Origin of the sequence: Pseudomonas sp. 18175 (assembly GCF_050432925.1) — a bacterium.
In the GTDB taxonomy this organism is placed as follows: Bacteria; Pseudomonadota; Gammaproteobacteria; order Pseudomonadales; family Pseudomonadaceae; genus Aquipseudomonas.
Map to the genome: position 1 here is coordinate 179,060 of NZ_JBKFTO010000010.1, position 23,925 is coordinate 202,984.

Below are 23,925 nucleotides of genomic sequence, written 5' to 3' on the forward strand. Positions count from 1 at the left end.
ATGCAGTAGTCACTGATCGACCGCATTCGCGAGCAAGCCCGCTCCCACATGGTTTTGTATTTTGTTCGATTAAAAGGTGTAGTCCGCCGTGACGAAGAAGGAGCGCGGCTCGCCCAGGATCCACTGTTGCCCGTCATTGTATTGGCTGACCGCATAGGTGCGATCAAACAGGTTGTTCAATTGCAGCCCCAGCGTGGTGTTTCGCATGGCCTTCCACGACACCGTGGCATCCACCACGGTATAGCTCGGCAGCTCATTCTGGTTGGCCATATCGGCATACCGCGCATCTACATACCGCACACCGGCCCCGGCGCGGATGTCGTCGGTCACGGCCTTGCTCAGCCACAGGTTGGCGGTGCGGCGTGGCACATCCACCGGGCGGTTGCCGTCGCGGGAGACTTGCGTGCCGTCAACGTCCTGGTTGAAGTCGTCGTATTGTGCGTGAACGATCGCTGCGTTGGCTTGCAGCTGCCAGGCATCGGGCAGTTGCAGGTCGAGGCTGGCCTCCAGCCCTCGGGAGGATTGCTGGCCGACTTGTTGCTGGTGGTCCGGGTCACCCGGGATGTCGGTGAGCAGCTTCGTTTTGACGATGTGATACGCCGCCAACGTCCATTCGCCACGCTGGTTCCAGAAGGCTTGCTTGATGCCGATCTCGGTCTGCTTGGCAGTGGACAGGTCGAACTGTTGCTGGCTCGGGCTCAGGGAAATCAGGCCGCCGACGCCATCGGTGCTGGTGGAATACTGGCCGTAGACCGAAGTATCTGGGGTGATCGCATACACCAGGCCGGCCTTCCAATTATTGCCGGTGAGGGTTTTGTCGGACTGAGCCCCGCTGCGCAAGTCATCGCGGTCAACATGGGCGTAGTCGCGACGGATGCCGGTGATCAACGACAGTTGGTCGGTGAGCTGCAGGCGGTTTTCGGCAAAGCCTGCGACGGTTTTGGTGGTGGTCGCGAACAGCGGCTGGAACGCGCTGCTGCTTGCAAACTGCCCCGGTGCCGGGTGGTTGATGTCGATGGGTTGGCCATCGGCAAAGCTGTCGGTAAACGGCGAGTTGCTGGCCAGGCGGAAGCGGATGCGGTTGTATTCCACGCCGGTGACGGTCTGGCTGTCGAGGCCGAACAAGGTGTGCTGGAAGGTGAAGGTCTGGCGATCGCCGACCTGTTCCTGGTTGTGCTTGATACCGTAGTTGCCACTGCGGGTGAGCTGGCCGTCGGTGAAATTGTAGTTCTCGGCGTTCTGCCAGCGGCGCTGGTTTTTCAGGTAGAACAGCTCGTTGGTGGCGCTGAGGTTGTCGCTGATTTGCCACTCGCCGGTCAAGCGCGTCCACTGGTCGTTGTAATGCTGGATGTCGTCGCTGACGTTGTAGTTTTTCTCGCGCAGGCCTTTGTGCAACTGGCCGTTGATCAGCGGCGTGCCGAAGTAGTTTTGCGGGCGCTGGTCGCCGTAATCGCTGGCCAACGTGAAGCTCAGGTTGTCGGCCGCCTGCCAGCGCAGCGCGCCGCTGACAAAGTCGCTGCTGGAGTCGCCACGGTCGATGAAACCGTTGCTGCGCAGGCGGTTGAGGTTCAGGCGATAGCTCAGGGTGTCGGTCAGCGAGCCGCCGCTGTCCAGAGCCTGCTGTTGGCGGTCATAAGAGCCGTAGCCTAGGCGGATATGGTTTTCGATCTCGCCTTCAAACGGCTTTTTCGGCACGGTATTGATCACCGCACCGGTGGCGCCTTCGCCGTACAGCACCGAAGCCGGGCCGCGCAGCACGTCCACGCGCTCCACCGACCAGGTGTCCACGGGGAAGGTCGAGGTGCCCATGCCCATGTACATGCGGTTGCCGTCGTAGAGCTGCATCACCGAACCCTGGCCGGTAAAGCCACGGGCCGACAACGAGGTGCCGCCGTCGCCCGGTGTGCCGGTGCGGCTGATGCCGGTGGCGCGGGAGATCGCGTCCTGCACGCTGGCATCACCGCGTTCGCGGATCTGCGTGCCGGTTTGGATTTCGACACTGGCGGGGGTTTGCAGGGCCGTGAGGTTCAGGCGCGAACCGGCGGTGGTCGGGGTCTTGGGGTCGACGCGTTCGTCATCCACGGGGGCTGCATGGACGGAGCTGGCGGGCAGCGTCAGGGCGTGGGCACTGGTATGCAAGGCGAGCAGGCACAGCCCGGACACGAGGTATTTGTTCATGGGGCGATCGGTCTTCTTGGAGGGTTGCCCGCCGCGGGGCGTGGCGGGCAACGAGGTAACGATAACGCAGAAAGTGTTATAAGTTAACACTTATTCCCTGCGCGACAACAGTCGCGCAAGGCTACAGAAGTGCTCTGTATCGGGCATCTCACAGGGTTCATAGCGAACCTGAGGCGGATTCATGTTGGCGGAAAAAACGCGACAGGATCAGGCGATCCAAGGCCCACACCGCGATCAGCGACGCCCCCACCAGCGGGAAAATAATCGCCAGCGCGAGCATGATCACCATCGCGGTTTTCCACTTTGGCAGGTCATGGCGTAGTGGCGGAACACCGAGACCGCCTTGGGGCCGACGCTTCCACCAGATCACCACGCCACTGACGGCGCTGAGCAAAATCATCAGGCAGATCAGCAACACGATCAGTTGGTTGACCCAGCCGAACATCTTGCCCTCATGCAGCATCACGCCCGTCTCGGTGGCCCGCGCCACCAGGTTGTAATGTTCCCAGCGCACATCGGCCAGGACTTTGCCGGTGTACTGGTCCACATGCAGGGTGGCGTCGTTGCGCGGGTCATCGGCGAAGACGGCGACGGTGAATACGCCGGTGGCGGTGGTGGGAAAGGTGATGCTGTAGCCGGGCTCGACCTTGCGTGCGGTGGCCAGGTCCACCACCTGTTGCAGGCTCACGGTGGGTGCGGCCGGGCCTGCGTGCATGGCGCCGTGGTTCATGTGTTCGGCGTGGTCGCCGGACATCGGCATCGGCGTGTTTTCCATGGCCCACGGCACGGTCTGTTGCGCTGCGGTGTTGAGCGTGCGCGCCTGTTGGTCGGACTGCGGCACGTCGGTCCACATTGCCGCCGGGAATTTATTCCACAGTTCAGCGTATTGCTTGCCCCAGAAGCCGGTCCAGGTCATGCCGCTGAGCAGCATCACCAGCAACAGCGCGGCGCCCCAGAAACCAGTGACCGCGTGCAGATCGCGCCAAAACACCCGCCCACGGGTATTGAAGCGCGGCCACAAAACACCCGCCGACGATTTGCCGCGCGGCCACCACAGGTATACGCCCGACACCACCAGCATCACCCCCCAACCAGCGGCGAGTTCGATCAGACGGTCGCCCACGGTGCCGATCATCAGCTCACCGTGCAGCGCACGGGCGATGGCTTGCAGGTTGTATTTGGCGTCCTGTTCGCCGAGGACGGTGCCGCGATAGGGATCGACGAATACCGTCACTTCGCTGCCGTTGTTATGCATCACGAATTGCGCGCTGCTGGTGGCGGTGGCCGGTGGCAGGTATTTGCTGATCGCACCTTGGGGGTAAGCGGCTTTGGTGCGTTGCAATAGCTCGTCGGCGCTCAGGGTGCGTTCCGCTGCCGGAACGGTGAGCAGGTTGCCGTACATCAGCGGGTCGAGCTGGGGTTTGAACAGGTAGATGATGCCGGTCAGGGCCAGCAGCACCATGAAGGGGGCAACAAAAAGACCGGCATAGAAGTGCCAACGCCAGGCCAGGTTGTAGAAGGATATTTTTTGCGTGTTCATCAGGCTTTTCTCCGCAAGGCTTGTGATTTATTTATTCGTGAACGCCAAACCTGTAGGAGCCGGCTGTTGTGGCGAGGGAGCTTGCTCCCGCTGGGCTGCGCAGCAGCCCCTAAAACCTGGGAGCAAGCTCCCTCGCCACAACAAACTCGCTCCTACAATGCGTTAAAAGCTCATATCGATTTTAGTCCACAGGGTGCGGCCAGGTTCCTTGATGGCCTGCGGGTCGTTGGCCGGGTAACCGAACCCGGCGTTGCCGGCCAGGTTCAAGTGCTCGGCGTAGGCCTTGCCAAAAAGGTTGTCCACACCGGTGCTGACCTTGAAGTTTTTGTTGATGCGGTACGCCGCATTCAGCGAGAACACGCCAAAGCCGCCGCTCTTGTCGAAGTCCTTGCCGACCACGTTGCCCTTGTTCTGGTCGATACGGTTTTGCGCCGCGACCACCCGCCACAAGGCGCCGGCGCTCCAGTCGTCTTCGCTGTAGGTGAGGCCCAGGCGGGCGTCCAGCGGCGGCATCTGCGGCAGTGCTTTGCCGTCGCTGCTGTTCTTGCCCCAGGCGTAGGCGAGGGTGGCGTCGGTTTTCCAGTTGCGCGTCAGCTTGTACGCCGCACCCAATTCACCGCCCATAATGCGGGCGTCGACGTTACGGGCCTGGGAGGTGGTGCCCATCATGCCGGGCTTGTAGTCGAACAGGATGAAGTCCTGCACGCGGCCGATGTAGGCCGAGGCCCAGGCTTCGAGGTCGTCAGCTTTGTACTGCGCGCCGAAGTCGAGTTGGGTGGTCTTCTCCGGCTTCACGCCGTCGAACGCGTTCACCGAACCGACTGCGCCGGTGTTCGGCGAGAACAGCTCCCAGTAGTCGGGGAAACGTTCGGAGTGGCCGAGACCGGCGTAGAGAGTGGTGTTGTCGATGTCATGCTCATAGCGCACAAAGCCTGAAGGCAACGTATCGGCGCGGGTCTTGTCGACAGTGGCGCTGGTTTGCCGGAAGTCCTTGGCAGAAGCGCGGTCGAGTCGGGCGCCGGTGATCAGCCGATCACGCTCGGCGGCGTACCAGGTGAGTTCGCCGAACACGCCGTAGTTATGGAAGTTGGCGTCCTTGGTGCGCGGCAATGCCTTGTAGGTGTCGATGCCCATGCTGCTGCGCTGGCGGTGTTCGTTGGTCTGGGCATCCAGGCCGCCGATCAGTTGCACATCCTCCCAGCGCCAGGTGGCCTTGACCCGTGCGCCGAGGGTGCGGCGGTCGACGTTGGAGGCCATGGGCCCGGCCATCATCCCGGTGCCCGACGGCGTGCGCAGGCTGTAGTTGTCCATCACATGGTCGGCGTAGTTGTAGTAGACCTGGGCTTCGACCTTGTCCAACACCTCGCCGATGTTGGACTTTTCAAAGCGCAGGCCCAGGCTTTCGCGCAGGAACTGCGAGCCATCCATGCCGCGCCCGGCGTAGCGCGCTTCACCATCGCCACGGCCAGCGGTGAGTTCCAGCAGGGTGTCGGCGTCGGGGGTGAAACCGACGGCTACGTCGCCGTTCCACTTGTCGTAGCGCGAGGCGACGGTGTCGTTGTTGCCGCCTTTGTAGTCGTCGGCATGGGCTTGGTTGCCGATCACCCGCACATAGCCCAGCGGACCTCCGGCCGCGGCATCGATGACCTTGTCGAAGCGCCCGTTGGAGCCGGCCAGCACACTGGCATTGAGGCGTGTACCCAGTTCACCGAAGTGCTCCGGTTCTCGGTCGAACAGGATGGTGCCGGCAGAAGCGCCCGGGCCCCAGAGTACAGTTTGCGGGCCTTTGATCACGGTGAGCTTGTCGTAGGTTTCCGGGGAAATGTATGAGGTGGGCGCGTCCATGCGGCCGGGGCAGGCGCCGAGCATCATGCTGCCGTTGGTGAGGATATTCAGGCGCGAGCCAAACATGCCGCGCAGCACCGGGTCGCCATTGGTGCCGCCGTTGCGCACCAGGGCAAAGCCGGGGATGGTCTTGAGGTAGTCGCCGCCATCGCTGGCGGGCACCGGTTGGCGCGGGTCTTTGGGGTTGGTGATCACGGTCAGCGGTGAGCTGGGGGCAATCGCAGTGATCACCGTGGGGCTCAGTTCATGTTCGTCGTGCTCATCGGCATGGGCCAATGGGATCAGCAGTGCGCCGCATAGAACGGCAAAGCGGGTGTCAGCAGAAAACCTGGACATGACAAATTCCATCAATCAATCGTAAACAACACGGCCAGCAGCCTGCGGCTGTCTGTCTAAAGTCGGCCGGTGTGAAGTAGCGCTATGTGAAGTGCTTACGAGGCGATGGGCGGCGCGCGGCTGCGGGCGCCGGGGAAGATGCTCTGCCGGGCATGGCCCAGGCGTGTGGCGGGGGTAAGGGCGTTGGCGGGGGGAGGGGCGTTGAGGGTGAACGTTGAAACGCCACCGGGCAGGGCGGGGCAACTGTAGAGCAGGTCGCAGTAGCCGCACTTGGACCAGAGGGCGTGGTGTTCGTCAGGCGCTTTGGGGTGATGGGATTCGCCGTGGTCCATCGGCATGTCCATGGACATGCTCATCGACATACCGGCGTGATGATCCATCGGCATCGCTTGGGAAATCAGCGGACCGATAAAGATCATCAGCATGGCGAACAGGCTGACCCAACTGCCGCGTCTTAAGCGCGAGTGGGGAGAGAGCCTGGCGCGAGGGGCGCCCATCGAGTGTCAGCCTATTGCGGGTGCTTGTGCGCGTGGCTGGCCATGGGCGGCACCTTTTGCACCGACACTTGCACCTCGACCTTGCCGGCCTTTTCGAAGGTGAGGGTCAGCGGGAACTGCTTGCCATCGGCCAGCAGGCTGCGGTCTTTGAGGCCCACCAGCATGACGTGATAGGCCATGGGCGCAAACGTCAGGTCGCCCTTGGCCGGAACGGCGACGCTGGGCACTTGCTGCATCTTCATCAGGTCGCCCTGCATCACGTGCTCATGCAGCTCGGCCTTCTCGGCCACAGGCGTGTCGACGCTGAGCAGGCGGTCTGGGGTAACGCCGGTGTTGTGAATGACGAAGTATGCCGCGACGGTCGGCGCATTCGGTGGCAACTCCTGGGACCAGGGATCGCTGACCAGCAGGTCGCCGGCCTTGTAGTCATCGGCATTGGCAGCACTGAACACCGGCAGCAACAACGCGGCCAGAAGCAGGGAAGATTTGAGCATGGCAGTTCTCCAAAACGGGTTTAAACGCAGTTCACTTGCGAATAAATCAGACCGTTGGAGAGGCGCGTGGGTTGAGGCTCGGCCATTGCTGGCGCGGGGTCGGGTTTTGCAGCTGGGGCGCCGGCATGCTCTGCGACGTGTTGAATTGAGTGACGTACAGCTGCGGCACATGCCCCGGCAGCGCAACTAAAGGCGCCGAACCCGAGCAGCACCAGCAATGCTGCATGGCCGAATGATCATCCTGTTGCGGCGCCGGAATCTCCAGCTTGCCCAGGGCGATGGTCTTGAGGCTGGCGCCATTGGAGGAGCAGAAACCGCCCCACATCAGTTGCTTGACCGGGTCATCCGACTGCTGCATTGCACCGGCCAGCGGCATGGCAAAGGTATTGAACAGCACTGCGAAGCAGGCGATCCAGACGATTGCAAAGCGTTGACGGGCCATGGCGGACAATCCGTAGGGTTAAACGATCAGGCGGGTATTTAGCCTGATCGTAGGGGATAAGTAAAAAGGGGGGCTGTGGTTTGGTGTCGCAGTCGTATCAGACCGCCGTGGCGTGAAGTTTGAGGCCCAGCGCTTTCATGACTTTCATGATAGTCGCGAACTCGGGGTTGCCAGTGGTGGAGAGGGCTTTGTACAGGCTTTCTCGTCCGAGGCCAGCGTCGCGGGCTACTTGGGTCATGCCTTGGGCGCGGGCGATGTCGTTCAAGGCGGTGCGAATCAACAGTCCGTCACCTGCATCGTCTTCGAAACAGGTCTCTAGATACGCGGCCATTTCCAGTGGGGTTTTCAAGTATTTTGCCGCGTCGAAGCGGGTAAAGGATTCGCTCATGAGTCAGTCCTCATTTCCAAGATTTAATGCCAGTTGTTTTGCAAGCTTGATGTCCCGATCTTGTGTTGATTTGTCACCACCGATCAGCAGGAGGTAAACCACCGCGTGTCGACGAGTGAAGTAAACGCGATACCCCGGACCATAGTGGATCCGCATTTCGGACACGCCGTTACCTACGGGTTCGCAGTCACCGAAGTTACCTGCCTCTGCCATGCGTATTCTTTTGATAACACGCACTTTTGCGAATGGATCTCGAACGGCGTCCAGCCATTTGACAAACTCAACGGATTCATCGAATTCAATCATCTCGAATCGTATTCCTTGGGATACATCTTGGCAAGATACGATGCGCTGTAAAAGCAGGCATCCCCACTGCGGCTGGTTGACTCAAAACCGCGAGCGGGGAGGTTAGGGCGGGGGCTTTTGGCTGAGCTAGCCAGCTAGTTCGGAAAGGTTTGTAGGGGGATTCGAAACCCTCGCCTCGGCCAACGCATTGAGCTGCGATCTGGCGTTTGGTCTGGAAGGTTCGAAACGAGAGCAATTGCTGGGCGTTGCGCAATTGATTGAGTTGGCGCAGTTGCTCGCCGATCGTGTGCACGAGGGTTTCGGATCGGCGATAACGGCAGCCTGACAATACAGTCCAACTGTGGGAGCGGGCTTGCTCGCGAATGCGCAGTGTCAGCCAATAGATTTGGTGACTGACACACAGCTTTCGCGAGCAAGCCCGCTCCCACATTAGATTTGTGGTGTTTAGAGAGTGGTGATTGCCTGTAGCAGCGCAGGCACGCTGGTGAATTCTCGGTCCACCGCAGCCAACACCGGCCGCTTCAACACCAACACCGGCACTCCACGCTCCCGCGCCACTTCCAGCTTCGGCTCGGTTGCGGTGCTGCCGCTGTTCTTGCTGATCAACACATCAATGCCGCGCCGCTCGAACAACGCCCGCTCATCCTCAATCAAAAACGGCCCCCGTGCGCCAATCACTTCGCAGCGCTCATTGCCCGGATACACATCCAATGCGCGCAGTGTCCAGAATTGCTCCGACGGGATTTCATCCAGGTGCTGCAACGGCTCACGGCCCAACGTGAACAGCGGGCGCTTGAACGGTTTGAGTGCTTCAATCAACGAGGCCCAATCGCTGACCTCGCGCCAATCATCCCCCGCCTGCGGCTGCCACGCCGGACGGCGCAACGCCCAACAAGGCACGCCGCTCAACTGCGCAGCCTCGGCAGCATTGCGGCTGATCTGCGCCGCATATGGGTGGGTCGCGTCGAGAATCAGGCCAATCCCTTCATCCCGAACAAACTGCGCTAGGCCCTCAGCCCCGCCATATCCGCCAACGCGTACTTGGCAGATCAGGTCAGTGGGCACCCGTCCAACCCCGGCCAGGCTGTAGATATGTTCCCGGCCCAGGGTGCGGGCGATGGCGAGGGCTTCCGTCACGCCCCCCAGCAGCAAGATACGTTTCATAGCGGCTTGACCACGTCCAGCAAGGTGATCGGCAACGCTTGCCGCCAGGTATCGAACGCCCCCAACGCTTGCGCCTGGGCCACGTGGATGCGGGTCAGTTCGCCGCCATGCTGGGCGCGCCAGTTCATCAAGGTCATTTCACTTTGCAGGGTCACAGCGTTGGCGACCAATCGGCCGCCCGGCCGCAGGTGTTGCCAACAGGTGTCGAGCACGCCGTCGCGGGTGACGCCGCCGCCGATGAAGATGGCGTCCGGGGCTTCCAGGCCTTGCAGCGCGTCCGGTGCCTTGCCACGGATCAGTTGCAAACCGGGCACGCCAAGGGCGTCGCGGTTGTGTTCGATCAGGCCTTGGCGGCCTTGGTCGGCTTCAATCGCCAGGGCGCGGCAGCTGGGGTGGGCGCGCATCCACTCGATGCCGATGGAGCCGCTGCCCGCGCCCACGTCCCACAGCAGTTCGCCGGGCATGGGGGCAAGGCGGGCGAGGGTCATGGCGCGTACATCGCGTTTGGTCAGTTGGCCGTCGTGTTTGAAGGCCGAGTCGGGGAGCCCCGCCAGACGTGACAGGCGCTGCGTCTGCGGATCGGCCACGCAGTCGATGGCAACCAGATTCAAATCGGCGACTGAGTTGTGTTGCCAATCAACCGCCAACCCATTGATGCGCCGCTCGTCGGTGCCACCCAGATGTTCAAACACACTCAACCGGCTCGGCCCAAAGCCGGCTTCAGCCAACAACGCAGCAATCAACGCCGGGCTTGCGCCGTCATTGCTCAACACCAACAACCGCACACCACTGGCCAGGTGCGCATTCAACGCCGCCAACGGCCGGGCCACCACGGACAGCGTCACCACTTCCTGCAACGGCCAGCCCAACCGCGCCGCCGCCAACGACATCGATGAAGGCGCCGGCAAGATCAGCAACTCGTCCGCCGCCACCTGCCGCGCCAAACTGGCGCCCACGCCATAAAACATCGGATCACCACTGGCCAGCACGCACACAGGCTCACCGCGCCGCGCCAGCACCGGCGCCAGGGAAAACGGGCTCGGCCACAACTCCCGCTCACCACGAATACACACCGGCAGCAGGTCCAACTGGCGCTGAGCACCTATAATCCGCGTGGCGCGCAACAGGGCATGCCGGGCATTTTTGCCCAGCCCCTTGAAGCCGTCTTCACCGATGCCTACAACCGTCAGCCAGGGCGACATAAAGATTCCTTGAACGACATCCGACGGGCAGGCTTTTCATGCCGCCGGACAAAGCAGGCATAATACCGCGCCTTTACCCGTCAACCGGTAGCCCTGTGAACCCAACGCCCGCTGTGAATACCTTGCGCCCCTCGGCTTGTCCGGGGTTGCTGCGTATTGTCCAGGCGCTGGACGGCGGCATTTGCCGGATCAAATTGGCCGGTGGCTCCATCACCGCAGAGCAGGCCCATGCGGTGGCGGATGCGGCTCACGCCTATGCAGGCGGGGTCATCGAGGCAACCAACCGCGCCAACCTGCAGATACGCGGTATTGGCACTGAGGAGAACGGATTAATTGCGATGTTGCTGGCGGCTGACCTCGGCCCCAACAACGCCGCCGGTGACGATGTACGCAACCTCATGCTCAGCCCCAGCGCCGGTATCGACCCGCAGATGCTGTTCGACACCCGCCCGCTGGCCGAGCAGATCCTGGCTACCCTGCAAAATCATCCGCGCTTCCATGAGCTGTCGGCCAAGTTCGCCGTGCAATTGGATGGCGGCGAGGCCCTGGCGATGCTCGAACATCACCATGACCTGTGGCTGTCGGCATTTGTGCGAGATGGCCAGACGCTGCTTGCGTTCGGGCTTGCCGGTTGCCCAGGGCTGGATGCGCCAATCGCCGCCGTGCCGCTGGGGCAGGGCCACGCACTGGTGGTGGCCGTGCTGGAAGCGTTTCTCGACCTCGCCACGCCAGAGCAGACCCGTATGCGTCATCTGGCTGTGGATAAGTTATTGAGCCACCTCAGCCTGCCGTTGCTGCCGACGGACGGCTTCAAACACCCGCCCAGCGGCGCCTTGCTGCACCTCGGTACTTATCCACAGGTGCAGAAGAATCAGTTTTACGTGGCGGCGATCGCTCCCTTGGGTCGCCTGGATTCGACGATGCTCAAAGGCGCCGCGCAACTGGCCAGCGACTACGGCGACGGCACATTGCGCTTCACCCCTTGGCAAGGCGTGCTGCTGCCTTACGTGGAAAAGCCTCACGCCGTCACCAAACGCCTGGCGCAGCTTGGTTTTCTGTGTTCAATCGACCAGCCTCTGGCGCACATGACCGCCTGCACAGGCTCCAGCGGCTGTGGCAAGGCGTTGGCCGACACCAAGGCCGATGCCGTGCAACTAGCGGCGTTGCAACCGGGGCACGATGTGCACTTGTCCGGCTGCCCCCGTTCCTGCGCCGCCGCGCACACGGCGCCCGTCACCTTGTTGGCGGTGAGCCCCGGCCACTACGACCTCTATTTTCGCGATGCAGCCGAGCCAGGTTTCGGCCGGCTGCACGCGCGCACCCTTTCTATTGAAGCGACGGGCGCCTTGCTGCGCGCCCGCCCACGGAGCAACACCGATGATTGATTACATCCGCGACGGTCAGGAGATCTATCGCAACTCCTTCGCCATTATTCGCGCGGAAGCCAACCTGGACCGTATCCCGGCTGATCTGGAAAAACTCGCAGTGCGGGTGATCCATGCCTGCGGCATGGTCGAGGCCATCGATGGCCTGCAATTCTCCGAAGGCGCGGGCAAGGCTGGGCGCGATGCGCTGGCAGCGGGCGCGCCGATTCTGTGCGATGCGCGGATGGTCTCCGAAGGCGTGACCCGTGCGCGCCTGCCAGCCAATAACGAAGTGATCTGCACCCTGCGCGACGACAGCGTGCCGGAGCTGGCGCGGGAGTTGGGCAACACCCGTTCCGCCGCCGCCTTGGAGCTGTGGCGCCCGCACCTGGAAGGCAGCGTGGTGGTGATCGGAAACGCGCCGACGGCGCTGTTTTACCTGCTGGAAATGATTGACGCTGGCGCACCGAAACCGGCGCTGATCCTTGGTTTTCCGGTGGGCTTTGTCGGCGCCGCCGAATCCAAGGCAATGCTGGCCGCCGACAGTCGTGGCGTGCCATTTGTGATTATGCAGGGTCGCCTGGGCGGCAGTGCCATGGCCGCCGCTGCGGTAAATGCCCTGGCCACGGAGGTCGAATAATGCAGGCTCGCGGACGTTTGATCGGCCTGGGCGTAGGCCCAGGTGACCCGGAACTGATCACCCTCAAGGCCCTGCGCCTGCTGCGTGAATCGCCAGTGGTGGCGTACTTCGTGGCCAAGGGCAAGAAGGGCAACGCCTTCGGCATCATCGAAGACCACTTGGTGCCACAACAGACCCTGATGCCGCTGGTGTACCCGGTGACCACCGAGGTGCTGCCAGCGCCGATGTCCTATGAGCAGGTGATCAGTGATTTCTACGACGCCGCCAGCGTCGACGTCGCCGCGCACCTGGATGCCGGCCGTGATGTGGCGGTGATCTGCGAAGGCGATCCGTTCTTTTACGGCTCCTACATGTACCTGCATGACCGCCTCGCCGAGCGCTACGAAGCGCAAGTCATCCCTGGCGTGTGCTCGATGCTGGGCGGCGCCTCGGTACTGGGTGCGCCGTTGGTGTATCGCAACCAGAGCCTGTCGGTGCTCTCGGGCGTGTTGCCCCATGACGATCTCAAGCGCCGCCTGGCGGATGCTGACGCGGCGGTGATCATGAAGCTGGGACGCAATTTCCCCAAAGTGCGCCAGGTGCTCGAAGAACTCGGCCTGGCCGAACGCGCGCTGTATGTGGAGCGCGCCACCATGGCCAACCAGAAGATCGTGCCGTTGAATCAGGTGGACCCATCGTCGTCGCCGTACTTCTCGCTGATCATCGTGCCCGGTGAACGGTGGCAAGGTTGATGAGCCCGGCGATTGTCATTCTGGGCCAGGGCAGCCTGGCCACTGCGCGCAAGATCCAGCAGGTTTACCCTGGCGCGTTGATCCACGGCTTGGCGGGCCGCGTTGAAGGTGCGGATTTGGGCTACAACGAATTTGGCGCGACCCTGCGTCAGCTGTATCAACAGGGCACGCCGCTGATTGCGCTGTGTGCGGCGGGTATCGTTATTCGTACGCTGGCGCCGCTGCTACTGGAAAAAGGCGAGGAACCTGCCGTGCTGGCTGTCGCCGAAGACGGTAGCGCGGTGGTGCCGTTGCTGGGTGGCCTGGGCGGTGTGAACGTCATGGCGCGGGAAATCGCTGCGGCCTTGGACGTGGCGGCCGCGATCACCACCAGCGGCGAGTTGCGCTTCGGCACTTGCCTGCTCAACCCGCCGAACGGTTATGAGTTGGCCGATCTGGAGCTGGGCAAGCGCTTCGTCTCCGATTTGCTGGCCGGCGAAAGCGTGCGCATCGAAGGCGCCGCGCCGTGGCTGGATCAGGCCAACCTGCCCCAGGACCAACAGGCCCGCCTGGCGATTCACGTGGGCAGTGCCGAGCGCAAGGCAGTGGCCAATGAGTTGCTGATCTATCCAAAAAACGTGAGCGTAACCTGCAAGCCCGGCGCGCAATTGGCCGAGCGTGTACGCATGGCGTTGCATGAGGCAGGAATCGCCGTGCAATCCCTGGCGTGCCTGCTGGCGAGCGACAGGCAGATGGCCGAAGTGTCGTTGCATGAAGCCGCGTTGGAACTGGGTGTGCCGCTGCGTTTCACGGGCGTCAATCAGCAAGCCGATATCGTCATCGACGTTGCCGAACAGCCGCTGGACCTGACGCAAATGGGCCGCGCGCGTGGCCGTCTTGCCGTCATCGGCCTGGGTCCAGGCGCTGCCGAGTTGATGGTGCCGGCAGTGAAGGCCGAACTGGCGCGCTGCACGGATGTTTTGGGTTATGAAACCTACGTACGCATGGCTGGCCCGTTCCGGGACGATCAAGTGCAGCACTGCACCGATAACCGCGAAGAAATGCAGCGTGCCCGCCATGCGTTCGAACTGGCGGCACAAGGTCGTTCGGTGGTGGTGGTGTCGTCCGGCGACCCTGGCGTATTTGCCATGGCCGCAGCGGTGATCGAGGCATTGCACGAATCCAGCGACCCGGCCTGGCATCAGGTTGACCTGCAAATCCTGCCGGGCGTGTCGGCCTCCCTGGCCACTGCCGCCCAGGCGGGCGCGCCATTGGGGCATGACTTCTGCGTGATGTCGCTGTCGGACAACCTCAAGCCTTGGTCGATCATTGAAAAACGCCTGGACCTCGCGTCCGAGGCCGACCTGGCGCTGGCGTTCTACAACCCGATCTCCCGTTCACGACCGTGGCAGTTGGGCCGCGCCCTGGAGATCGTGGCGCTGCACCGCACGCCTGAAACACCGGTGGTGTTGGGCCGCGATATCGGCCGCCCTGGCCAGACCCTGCGCGTCACCACCCTTGGGCAACTGACGCCCGAGCAGGTGGACATGCGCACCATGGTGTTGATCGGTTCGTCCACCACCTGTGTATTCCCACGCGCCGATGGTGGTAAGTGGGTGTACACGCCACGTTGGTACGGCGAAAAACCGGTGTCCTGAAACGACCCGGCCATTGTCGGAAAGCTCCGAATGACACTGGGTGATTGCCCACTGTTGTTCGGGGCTTTTTCTTTTTTTACCAGCGAAATTCAAAGAGGTCCCGCGATCGCTGGGCTGCATGATCCGAGGTGCTGCGCCAAGGCATGTTTGTGGCATGGAAAGCCTGTCGGCGGCTGGTCTAGTGTTGAAGCAAGCCCCATGTTGGGGTGCTTGTGGAGAACCAAAAATGGAGCGACATCACAGAAGGATCAACAGTGCAAAACGGCGCAAACTGATTGCGGCCTACAAGCTGCCGGGGGCGCCGGGATCGCATCCGACCTTGCCGGTAGACACTGAGTGCGACAGCAATGCGGCGGTGGTGAACAACGGTGTGATCTCGTTTGTGGAGGGCATGTCGGCGTTGAATCGTGAGTACATTCGCAAGAGTTACTTGCTTGCCAGCAGCTACGTGAGCGATGTGCTGAAGATTCAGCGCGGCACCGAGGGTTGGTACGACGAATTTATCAAGGTCATGATCAGCCTGGGTTGGCTGCCGGTGCGCAGCAGCTTTGAGCGGGTCTCCAGCACCGGTAAGGGCCTGACGGTCCAGTTGGCGGCGCTGAATATGATTACGGCGATGTTGGCCTCGACGTCGCTGGCGGGGCCACTGCTCAATGCGCTGCCCAAGCTGGCGGCCGATGCACTGGAAGCGCTCAAGCAACAACCGGCATCGTTTGAGTTGTTCAAGCGAAATAGCACGGTGCATCAGGGGGGCGACTTTGGCCTGGCGTCTTGTGCCGAAAATGCGGGCGAAGTGATGATGGTACTGGTGACCTATAGCTCGCACGGGGTGAGCAAACAGGTGGGGCTGCCGTTCTTGGAATGGGACAGTTCCACATTCGAGGCGTTTAGCGGGCAAACCTGCCTGGTGCTGAATACCTCGGTGGTCAACGAAAAAACCATCCAACTGATGCGCGAGAGCGCGGGCGACAAGGTGCAACTGGCAATCGCCAAATACCGGATCTAAGGCACCAGGTAGCCACGCACTCCGGTAAAGATGATCTGTGCGGCCAGGGCACAGACGAACAGGCCCATTAAGCGGCTGACAATCTGCAAGCCCTGGTCGCCGAGAATCCGTTCGATACGGTTGGACAGGTACAACACCACGCCCACCGTAAGGCTGGCCAGGGCAATGCTGAGGATGGCGGTGAGCTTGTCATCCCAATGGGGCTGGCTCACGCCCATCACCAGCAGCGCACCGATGGTGCCGGGGCCGACGGTGAGGGGGATGGTCAGCGGCACGATGGTCACGTCCTGCTGCACGTTGTCGCTCTGCACCGCCGATTTGCCTTGGGCCATGCCCAGGGCGGAGATAAACAGCACGCTGCCGGCGCCGATGCGGAAGGCATCCACAGTGATGCCGAACACACTGAAGATCACCCGGCCGAACAGGTAGAGCAATATGCTCGACACCAGGGTCGCCAGCGCCACTTTCCACGCCAGGCGGCGCCGCTCTTTGCTGGAGTAGCCTCGGGTAAGGCTGATAAAGCAGGACAGCACAAAGAACGGGCTGTAGAGCACCAGCATTTTCAGGTAGACGCTGAATAACACGTGGAGCATGGAGGGTGGCTCGCAGGAGGAAAGTGTGGAGAGTCTATCAGGCGAGAGAGATCAAATGTGGGAGGGGGCTTGCTGTGGCGAGGGAGCTTGCTCCCGTTCGACAGCGAAGCTGGAGCCGGCTTTTTGGGGGCGCTTCGCACCCCAGCGGGAGCAAGCTCCCTCGCCACAAAAAGCCCTCCCACAGTTAACTGCGTTTCAAGTTAAGAAGGTGCGTGCTCGGGGCGTTGTTGGCGCTGGGCAACCCAGTACTCCACCAACTCGCGCAACTGCGACAACTCCACCGGCTTGGCCATATGCCCATCCATTCCGGCCTGGCGTGCACGTTCTTTATGCTCCGACAGGATATGCGCCGTCAGCGCCACCACCGGCGTACGAATCCGCTGGTGGCTGACTTCCCATGCCCGCAGTTGCTGGGTCGCCGAGAAGCCATCGAGGATCGGCATTTCGCAGTCCATCAGCACCAGGTCATAGCGCTGGGCTTTCATCGCTTCCAGGGCTTCCTCACCATTGCTGGCGGTGTCCGGGTTAAGGTTGAGTTTGCCGAGCATGCCGCGAATCACTTTGGTGGAGATGCTGTTGTCTTCGGCCACCAGAATGCGGAAGTCCGCAGGTACGGTAACGGCCGCCGGTGCGCTGAGGACCGCGCGCTGCGGGGCGCCGCCTTTGCTGCGCTGGGCAAGTTCGTCGGCCAGGGTGGTCTTGAGGGTATAGCCGGCCACCGGTTTGGCGAGGATGCGCTTGATCCCGCAGTTGCGCGCGATGATCTTGCTCGGCGCATTGCTGATGCCGGTGAGCATGATCAACAGGATGTCGTGGTTAAGGCTTGGGTCTTCCTTGATCTTCGCCGCCAGTTGCATGCCGGTCATGCCAGGCATGTTCTGGTCCAGCAGCACCACGTCGAAGTAGTCGCGCAAGTGCGCCTTGGTGCGCAGTAGCGCCAGGGCTTCCTTGCCCGATGGCACGGCGCTGACGTTCAGGCCCCAGGCACTGCATTGCTGCACCAGCACTTTGCGGCAGGTGTCGTTGTCGTCCACCACCAGTACACGTGCGTCCTTGAGTGGGCCGTCGAGGTCGGAGGTGGGATGTTCCAGGCGTTCCGGGTCCAGCGGCAAGGTCAGCCATAAGGTGCTGCCCTGATGGCTGCCGCTCTTGATGCCGAACTCGCCGTTCATCAATAGGATCAACTGGCGGGCGATAACCAGGCCCAAGTGGCCGCTCAGGCGGGTGGCCGAGAGGAAGTTCTTGCTGTGCAGTTCGCTGTGCAGCAGCGCGTCGCGCTCGGCAGCTTCCATCGGCAGGCCGCTGTCTTGCACGGCGATGCGCAGGCGCGGCTTGGTGCTGCGGTCGTCCAGCGCCACCACGATCAGCACTTCGCCTTCGTCGGTTTTTTGCAGGGCGTTTTCTAAAAGGCTCAGCAGCGCCTGGCGCAGGCGCGTGGGGTCGCCACTGATGACGCGGGGCACCTGGGGCTGGATAAAGCTGATCAGCTCGACATTCTGCTGCTCGGCCTTGGCGCGGAAGATACTCAGGCAGTCATCGATCAGCGCATTGAGGTCGAACTGCACGTCGTCCAGTTCGATCTGACCGGATTCGAGCTTGGAGATGTCCAGGATTTCGTTGATCAGTGTGAGCAGTTCATTGCCCGCGCTGTGGATGGTCTGCACGTAGTCGCGTTGTTTGACCGACAGCGGTGTGCCCAGCAACAGTTCGGTCATGCCCAGCACGCCGTTCATGGGGGTGCGGATTTCGTGGCTGATCTTGGCCAGGAACTCGGCTTTGGCGGCGATCTCGGCATTGCTGGCCGCCAGGTCGCGGCTGAGGCTGAAACGCGCTTCCACAATCGCACGCTGACGTTCGCCCAGGGCCAGGCTCATCAACAGGCCGCTCAGGCAGATAAAGCCCAGTAGGGTCAGGATCAAGCCCTGTGGCGCCAGCAATGTGAGGCCAAGCAGGGCGGGCAGGATAATCAGCGTACCGATGTTGAACACCACCATCGCCGCCACGAACAGGCGCGCCGGGCGGTAGCCTTTCTGCCAGTGATAGGCCGACACAAACAGCATGCTCAAGCCGGCCAACGCCACCAGGGCGTAGGTGATGATGTTCAGCGGCAAGGTGTTGACGAACAGCAACAACAGGCCGCACAGCACGATAAGCAGGATGTCGGCCATCAACAGCTTGTTCAGCGGGTGTGGGCCCAGGGGCATGAAGAAGCGGTAGGCAAACATCAGCCCGCACGGTGCGGTGAGCAGCAGCGCCAAGTAGGCACCGGGGGTTTGGATGGCGTGCCAGTTCGGCAGCCACGGGCCCACCAGGTTGAGCAGCAGCGCCAGGCTGAGCATCAACAGCACTTCGCAGGCCGCCAGCCACAGGCTGCTGCGTGAGCGGTGGTAGGCGAAGCGCGTGAGGTTATGCAGGATCAGCATCAGCAGACAGCCGAACAGCAGGCCGTAGATCAGCGTCTGGGTCTGGTCGGCAGCGGCGAGTACGGCCGGTTCCAAGGTGATATAGGGGCGCAGCTCGTGTTCCGAGACCAGGCGCAGGTAGACCTCAAGGGGTTTGGGGCTCTGGGGCATCGGCAGCATGAAGTCGCTGCTGGGCAGCGGGCGTTCAGCCTGGGGCTGGCGTGTGCCGGTGCTCTGTTGTTCCACCAGGGTGTCGCCGTCAAGCACGTAGAGGCTCAGGTGGGACAGGTCCGGGGCAAACACCCGCAGGATCTGCTCATGCTTACCCGGTTGCAGCTTGAAACGCACCCACAACGCACCGTCCGGCGCCGCGGCGGTGATCCGGTCCAGTTCGATTGGGCTGAATTGATTGGTGTAGCGCGAGGAGCGGATGTCGCTCAGTTGCAGATCGGCTTGTTCATCGAGCAATACTGCCCAGCCACTGCCTTGCGCGGCGGCTTGGGCCGGAAACAGGCAGAGCAGCGTCAGCAGACTGACAGTAAAACCTATGGCGATCCTGAGCCAGCGCACGGCGAAATCCCTTCGTAGGTTGATGCACGGGGTTAACTATGCGCGGGAGGCTTTTGTACGGCAAGGGCCAGAGGCCCTTGCCTAACCGAACGGATAGCTACTGACGCCTGCTACTTACTGGTTTTCGCCCCGTTCACGGGCGATGGCGCGGTAGCCGATGTCCTTGCGGTAGAAACAGCCGTTCCAGTCGATTTTCGCGGCCAGCTTGTACGCCTGCTGTTGCGCGGCGTCGACACTGGCACCCATGGCGGTAGCGCACAGCACACGGCCACCGGCGGTCACGACCTTGCCATCCTTGAGCGCGGTGCCCGCATGGAACACCTTGCCTTCCAGCGTAGCAGCCGCGTCCAGGCCTTCAATCACATCGCCCTTGGCGTAGTCGGCAGGGTAACCACCGGCCGCCAGCACGATACCGACGCTTGGGCGTGGATCCCACTGCGCTTCAACCTTGTCCAGGGCCTGGGCCAGGGCGGCTTCCACCAGCAATACCAGGCTCGACTGCAGGCGCAGCATCACTGGTTGGGTTTCCGGGTCGCCGAAGCGGCAATTGAACTCGATGACTTTCGGGTTACCGGCTTTGTCGATCATCAGGCCGGCGTAGAGGAAACCGGTGTAGACATTGCCTTCGGCGGCCATGCCACGCACGGTTGGCCAGATCACCAGGTCCATGACGCGCTGGTGAACGTCAGCCGTCACCACAGGGGCAGGGGAGTAAGCACCCATGCCGCCGGTGTTCGGGCCAGTGTCGGCATCGCCAACGCGTTTATGGTCTTGGCTGGTGGCCATCGGCAAGACGTTCTTGCCGTCGACCATCACGATGAAGCTGGCTTCTTCGCCGTCGAGGAATTCCTCGATCACCACGCGCGAACCGGCATCACCAAAAGCGTTGCCAGCGAGCATGTCGCGCACGGCGTCTTCGGCTTCTTGCAGGGTCATTGCCACGATCACGCCTTTACCAGCGGCCAGGCCGTCGGCCTTGATCACGATCGGCGCACCTTTTTCACGCAGGTAAGCCAGGGCTGGCTCGATCTCGGTGAAATTCTGGTAGTCGGCGGTTGGGATCTTGTGGCGCGCCAGGAAGTCCTTGGTGAAGGCCTTGGAGCCTTCCAACTGGGCCGCACCGGCGGTTGGGCCGAAGCAGTCCAGGCCACGGCTGCGGAACAAGTCCACGACGCCTGCGACCAATGGCACTTCGGGGCCAACGATGGTCAGGGAGACGTTCTTTTGCGCAAAATCCGCAAGCTGCTCAAGGGCCAGCACGTCGATAGCGACGTTTTCGCACTTGGCTTCAATGGCGGTGCCGGCGTTGCCGGGGGCGACGAAAACCTTTTGGACGCGTGGGTCCTGGGCTACTTTCCAGGCCAGGGCGTGTTCACGGCCACCGCTGCCAATGATCAAAACATTCATTTCAAAAACCTCGTGTGGATGATCGTTCCCACGCTCTGCGTGGGAATGCCTCTACGGACGCTCTGCGTCCCAGGGACGCGGAGCGTCCCGGGCTGCGTTCCCACGCGGAGCGTGGGAACGATCAATCAGTGGCGGAAGTGGCGCATGCCGGTGAAGACCATGGCGATGCCGGCTTCGTCAGCAGCAGCAATCACCTCGGCATCACGCATCGAACCACCCGGTTGGATCACGGCGGTCACACCCGCCTTCGCGGCGTTGTCCAGGCCATCACGGAACGGGAAGAACGCATCGGAAGCCATCACCGAACCCACGACCTGTAAACCCGCGTGCTCAGCCTTGATCGCGGCGATACGCGCCGAGTTCACGCGGCTCATCTGGCCGGCGCCGACACCGATGGTCTGGCGGTTCTTGGCGTAGACGATGGCGTTGGATTTAACGTACTTGGCCACTTTCCAGGCAAAGATCAGGTCGTTGATCTCTTGCTCGGTCGGTGCGCGCTTGGTCACAACCTTAAGGTCTTCGCTGCCGATCATGCCGATGTCGCGGCTCTGTACCAGCAGGCCGCCGTTGACGCGCTTGTAGTCCCAGGCCGCAGCGCGGTCAGCCGACCACTCGCCGCAGGCCAGCAGGCGCACGTTGGCTTTGGCTGCCACGATGGCGCGGGCTTCTTCACTTACGCTTGGCGCGATGATCACTTCCACGAACTGACGCTCGACGATCGCCTTGGCGGTCTCGGCATCCAGCTCACGGTTGAAGGCGATGATGCCGCCGAAGGCCGACTCGGTGTCGGTGGCGTAGGCCAGTTCGTACGCCTGGCGGATACCGCCTTCGGCGTCCGGGCTCACGGCCACGCCGCACGGGTTGGCGTGCTTGACGATCACGCAGGCGGGCTTGACGAAGCTCTTCACACATTCCAGCGCGGCGTCAGTGTCGGCCACGTTGTTGAAGGACAGTTCCTTGCCTTGCAGCTGGGTCGCGGTGGCGATGCCCACTTCGGCGGGCTTGGCTTCAACGTAGAACGCCGCACTTTGGTGCGGGTTCTCGCCGTAGCGCATTTCCTGGGCCTTGATGAACTGGCTGTTGAAGGTGCGCGGGAACTGGCTGCGGTCTTCGGTCGACAGTGTTTCAGCGGCCTGGTTAACGGTGCCCATGTAGTTGGCGATCATGCCGTCGTAGGCGGCAGTGTGTTCGAACGCCTTGAGCATCAGGTCGAAACGCTGGGCGTAGGTCAGGCCGCCGGCTTTCAGGCTTTCCAGCACTTGGCTGTAATCGCTGGCGTTGACCACGATGGCCACGTCTTTGTGGTTCTTGGCTGCCGAGCGAACCATGGTCGGGCCGCCGATATCGATGTTTTCGATCGCGGTCGGCAGGTCGCAGCCTGGCTTGTTGATGGTGGCTTCGAACGGGTACAGGTTAACGGCCACCAGGTCGATCGGCTTGATGCCGTGTTCGGCCATGATGGCGTCGTCGGTGCCGCGACGGCCGAGGATGCCGCCGTGGATTTTCGGGTGCAGGGTCTTGACCCGACCGTCCATCATTTCTGCGAAACCGGTGTAGTCCGCCACTTCTACTGCGGCCACGCCGTTGTCCTGCAGCAGTTTGAAGGTCCCGCCTGTGGAGAGGATTTCCACGCCCAGGGCTTCCAGCTCCCGGGCAAATTCGAGGATGCCGGTCTTGTCGGAAACGCTGATCAAGGCGCGGCGGATCGGCAGGCGGGTAGTCTGGTCGGTCATTTCAATTTCCATCAAAAGCAAAGGAGTCAGCAAAAAAGGCGACCGTTTTTTACGCGGGCGCCTTTCTGGTTTGATTGAATGCTTACAACAAATCGTACTGCTTGAGCTTTTTGCGCAAGGTGCCACGGTTGAGGCCCAAGAGCTCACTGGCTTTGGTCTGGTTGCCCTTGACGTAGTTCATCACGCTTTCGAGCAAGGGCGCCTCGACTTCGGAGAGCACCAGGTTGTACACGTCCGTGACGGAAGCGCCCTCAAGGTGGGCGAAATAATTGTGCAGCGCCTTCTCGACACTCCCGCGAAGGGTCTGGCCTTCTTCGCTCGGCGTGTTCAGGTGCTGTTTCAAATTGACGTTGTCGCTCACGGGTGTTGTTCCACTCACTAAAGTCTCGGTCATCATCGTCATGCGGCCACCCCCTCTGCATCCCCTGCTTTCAGGCTCTTGTCTCGTTCGGCAAAGAACTCACGAACGGCGGTGACCTGTGCTTGCGTTTCATCCAAACGATTGAACCCGGCGCGAAACTCCCTGGCGCCCGGTAGGGTTGCGAGATACCAACCCACATGCTTGCGAGCAATGCGTACGCCCATCACGTCTCCATAGAAGGTGTGAAGGGCAGCCAGATGCTCTAGCAGAATACGTTCCACCTCGATCAACTCCGGTGCCGGCAAGACTTCGCCGGTACACAGGAAGTGGTCGATCTCACGGAAAATCCATGGTCGCCCTTGGGCGGCCCGGCCAATCAACAAGCCATCGGCACCGGTTGCGTTGAGCACGCGCCGGGCTTTCTCGGCTGAATCGATGTCGCCATTGGCAAAGACCGGCATCGACACTGCCTGCTTGATCGCAGCGATGGTGTCGTACTCGGCTTCACCGGTGTAAAGGTCGGCGCGGGTGCGGCCATGCACTGCCAGCGCTGTAATTCCTGCCTGTTCGGCGATCTTCGCCACCGTCAGGCCGTTCTTGTTGTCCCGGTCCCAGCCGGTACGGATCTTCAGGGTGACCGGCACATCGACTGCGGCGACAACGGCCTGCAGGATCTCGGCAACCAACTGCTCATCTTTCAACAGGGCAGAACCGGCAGCCTTGTTGCAGACCTTCTTGGCCGGGCAGCCCATGTTGATGTCGATGATCTGCGCCCCCAACTCCACGTTGGCCCGGGCTGCATCCGCCAGCATCTGTGCATCACCACCGGCGATCTGTACCGAGCGGGGCTCGGGATCACCTTCGTGGATCATGCGCATCCGCGATTTGCGGGTGTTCCACAAGCTCATGTCGCTGGTGACCATTTCCGAGACTACAAGACCTGCGCCCAAACGCTTGCACAGCTGACGAAAGGGCTGGTCGGTGACGCCCGCCATGGGGGCGAGAATCAAGCCGTTGTGCAATGTGTATGGGCCGATGCGTACCGCCGACATAGGACTTCCCTGTTGTGGGGCCGGATCATTAGAGTTC

21 protein-coding genes and 1 pseudogene are annotated in these 23,925 nt (G+C 61.9%); 6 read left to right on the forward strand and 16 right to left on the reverse strand.

From position 1 onward, the window contains the following. Positions 1 to 69: 69 nt before the first annotated feature. From ACLD1Y_RS15880 to ACLD1Y_RS15915, 8 genes are all read right to left on the reverse strand, one after another. On the reverse strand, positions 70 to 2,178 hold the full coding sequence (locus ACLD1Y_RS15880) for a TonB-dependent receptor (protein WP_429478820.1): 2,109 nt from the start codon (positions 2,176 to 2,178) through the stop codon (positions 70 to 72). Positions 2,179 to 2,335: 157 nt separating this feature from the next. Then, positions 2,336 to 3,718 (reverse strand): PepSY-associated TM helix domain-containing protein, encoded by a 1,383-nt coding sequence (locus tag ACLD1Y_RS15885; RefSeq protein WP_429478822.1) that lies wholly within the window; start codon positions 3,716 to 3,718, stop codon positions 2,336 to 2,338. A gap of 162 nt (positions 3,719 to 3,880) precedes the next feature. Further along, positions 3,881 to 5,899 (reverse strand): TonB-dependent copper receptor, encoded by a 2,019-nt coding sequence (locus ACLD1Y_RS15890; RefSeq protein WP_429478823.1) that lies wholly within the window; start codon positions 5,897 to 5,899, stop codon positions 3,881 to 3,883. A gap of 95 nt (positions 5,900 to 5,994) precedes the next feature. Then, positions 5,995 to 6,396, reverse strand: a complete 402-nt coding sequence (locus tag ACLD1Y_RS15895; RefSeq protein ID WP_429478825.1) for a DUF2946 domain-containing protein — start codon at positions 6,394 to 6,396, stop codon at positions 5,995 to 5,997. 11 nt (positions 6,397 to 6,407) lie between these two features. After that, a complete protein-coding gene (locus ACLD1Y_RS15900; protein WP_429478827.1) occupies positions 6,408 to 6,890 on the reverse strand; it encodes a copper chaperone PCu(A)C in 483 nt (160 codons plus the stop codon). 46 nt (positions 6,891 to 6,936) lie between these two features. Further along, a complete protein-coding gene (locus tag ACLD1Y_RS15905; protein ID WP_429478829.1) occupies positions 6,937 to 7,332 on the reverse strand; it encodes a DUF2946 domain-containing protein in 396 nt (131 codons plus the stop codon). Between the two features lie 97 nt (positions 7,333 to 7,429). Further along, positions 7,430 to 7,720, reverse strand: a complete 291-nt coding sequence (locus ACLD1Y_RS15910) for an addiction module antidote protein (protein WP_122511288.1) — start codon at positions 7,718 to 7,720, stop codon at positions 7,430 to 7,432. Between the two features lie 3 nt (positions 7,721 to 7,723). Then, on the reverse strand, positions 7,724 to 8,026 hold the full coding sequence (locus ACLD1Y_RS15915) for a type II toxin-antitoxin system RelE/ParE family toxin (RefSeq protein ID WP_429478830.1): 303 nt from the start codon (positions 8,024 to 8,026) through the stop codon (positions 7,724 to 7,726). Between the two features lie 160 nt (positions 8,027 to 8,186). Here ACLD1Y_RS15915 and ACLD1Y_RS15920 point away from each other — a divergent pair. After that, positions 8,187 to 8,351 (forward strand): annotated as a pseudogene (locus ACLD1Y_RS15920) (DUF6124 family protein); the annotation flags it as partial. Between the two features lie 119 nt (positions 8,352 to 8,470). Here ACLD1Y_RS15920 and ACLD1Y_RS15925 read toward each other — a convergent pair. Continuing rightward, on the reverse strand, positions 8,471 to 9,190 hold the full coding sequence (locus ACLD1Y_RS15925; RefSeq protein WP_429478831.1) for a cobalt-precorrin-6A reductase: 720 nt from the start codon (positions 9,188 to 9,190) through the stop codon (positions 8,471 to 8,473). Then, positions 9,187 to 10,392 carry a precorrin-6y C5,15-methyltransferase (decarboxylating) subunit CbiE gene (gene cbiE, locus ACLD1Y_RS15930; protein ID WP_429478832.1) on the reverse strand — a complete coding sequence of 402 codons (1,206 nt, stop codon included), beginning with the start codon at positions 10,390 to 10,392 and terminating at the stop codon, positions 9,187 to 9,189. Before cbiE ends, ACLD1Y_RS15925 begins: the two co-directional genes overlap by 4 nt. A gap of 38 nt (positions 10,393 to 10,430) precedes the next feature. Between cbiE and cobG the strand changes: the two genes are divergently transcribed. The 5 genes from cobG to ACLD1Y_RS15955 all read left to right on the forward strand — a co-directional run bounded on the left by cobG (position 10,431) and on the right by ACLD1Y_RS15955 (position 15,770). After that, complete coding sequence (cobG, locus tag ACLD1Y_RS15935; protein WP_429478834.1) at positions 10,431 to 11,777, forward strand: precorrin-3B synthase; 1,347 nt, start codon at positions 10,431 to 10,433, stop codon at positions 11,775 to 11,777. After that, entirely contained in the window at positions 11,770 to 12,396 is a 627-nt protein-coding gene (locus ACLD1Y_RS15940; RefSeq protein WP_429478835.1) for a precorrin-8X methylmutase, read from the forward strand. The genes cobG and ACLD1Y_RS15940 overlap by 8 nt, the downstream gene beginning before the upstream one ends. Further along, complete coding sequence (locus tag ACLD1Y_RS15945; protein WP_429478836.1) at positions 12,396 to 13,127, forward strand: precorrin-2 C(20)-methyltransferase; 732 nt, start codon at positions 12,396 to 12,398, stop codon at positions 13,125 to 13,127. The genes ACLD1Y_RS15940 and ACLD1Y_RS15945 overlap by 1 nt, the downstream gene beginning before the upstream one ends. After that, complete coding sequence (gene cobJ / locus ACLD1Y_RS15950) at positions 13,127 to 14,764, forward strand: precorrin-3B C(17)-methyltransferase (protein ID WP_429478837.1); 1,638 nt, start codon at positions 13,127 to 13,129, stop codon at positions 14,762 to 14,764. The genes ACLD1Y_RS15945 and cobJ overlap by 1 nt, the downstream gene beginning before the upstream one ends. Before the next feature lie 226 nt (positions 14,765 to 14,990). Next, on the forward strand, positions 14,991 to 15,770 hold the full coding sequence (locus ACLD1Y_RS15955; RefSeq protein WP_429478839.1) for a hypothetical protein: 780 nt from the start codon (positions 14,991 to 14,993) through the stop codon (positions 15,768 to 15,770). Here ACLD1Y_RS15955 and ACLD1Y_RS15960 read toward each other — a convergent pair. From ACLD1Y_RS15960 to dusB, 6 genes are all read right to left on the reverse strand, one after another. Then, positions 15,767 to 16,363 carry a MarC family protein gene (locus ACLD1Y_RS15960; protein WP_429478840.1) on the reverse strand — a complete coding sequence of 199 codons (597 nt, stop codon included), beginning with the start codon at positions 16,361 to 16,363 and terminating at the stop codon, positions 15,767 to 15,769. The two genes, ACLD1Y_RS15955 and ACLD1Y_RS15960, sit on opposite strands and share 4 nt — an antisense overlap. 200 nt (positions 16,364 to 16,563) lie before the next feature. Continuing rightward, entirely contained in the window at positions 16,564 to 19,335 is a 2,772-nt protein-coding gene (locus ACLD1Y_RS15965; protein ID WP_429478841.1) for a response regulator, read from the reverse strand. Between the two features lie 114 nt (positions 19,336 to 19,449). Beyond that, positions 19,450 to 20,742 carry a phosphoribosylamine--glycine ligase gene (gene purD / locus ACLD1Y_RS15970; RefSeq protein WP_429478842.1) on the reverse strand — a complete coding sequence of 431 codons (1,293 nt, stop codon included), beginning with the start codon at positions 20,740 to 20,742 and terminating at the stop codon, positions 19,450 to 19,452. A 125-nt stretch (positions 20,743 to 20,867) separates the two neighbouring features. Then, positions 20,868 to 22,475: a bifunctional phosphoribosylaminoimidazolecarboxamide formyltransferase/IMP cyclohydrolase gene (purH, locus tag ACLD1Y_RS15975; protein WP_429478843.1), complete on the reverse strand. Its 1,608-nt coding sequence runs from the start codon at positions 22,473 to 22,475 to the stop codon at positions 20,868 to 20,870. An 82-nt stretch (positions 22,476 to 22,557) separates the two neighbouring features. Next, on the reverse strand, positions 22,558 to 22,878 hold the full coding sequence (gene fis, locus ACLD1Y_RS15980) for a DNA-binding transcriptional regulator Fis (protein ID WP_002555375.1): 321 nt from the start codon (positions 22,876 to 22,878) through the stop codon (positions 22,558 to 22,560). After that, positions 22,875 to 23,888, reverse strand: coding sequence for a tRNA dihydrouridine synthase DusB (dusB, locus tag ACLD1Y_RS15985; protein WP_429478844.1), 1,014 nt, complete (start codon positions 23,886 to 23,888; stop codon positions 22,875 to 22,877). Before dusB ends, fis begins: the two co-directional genes overlap by 4 nt. Positions 23,889 to 23,925 lie beyond the last annotated feature (37 nt).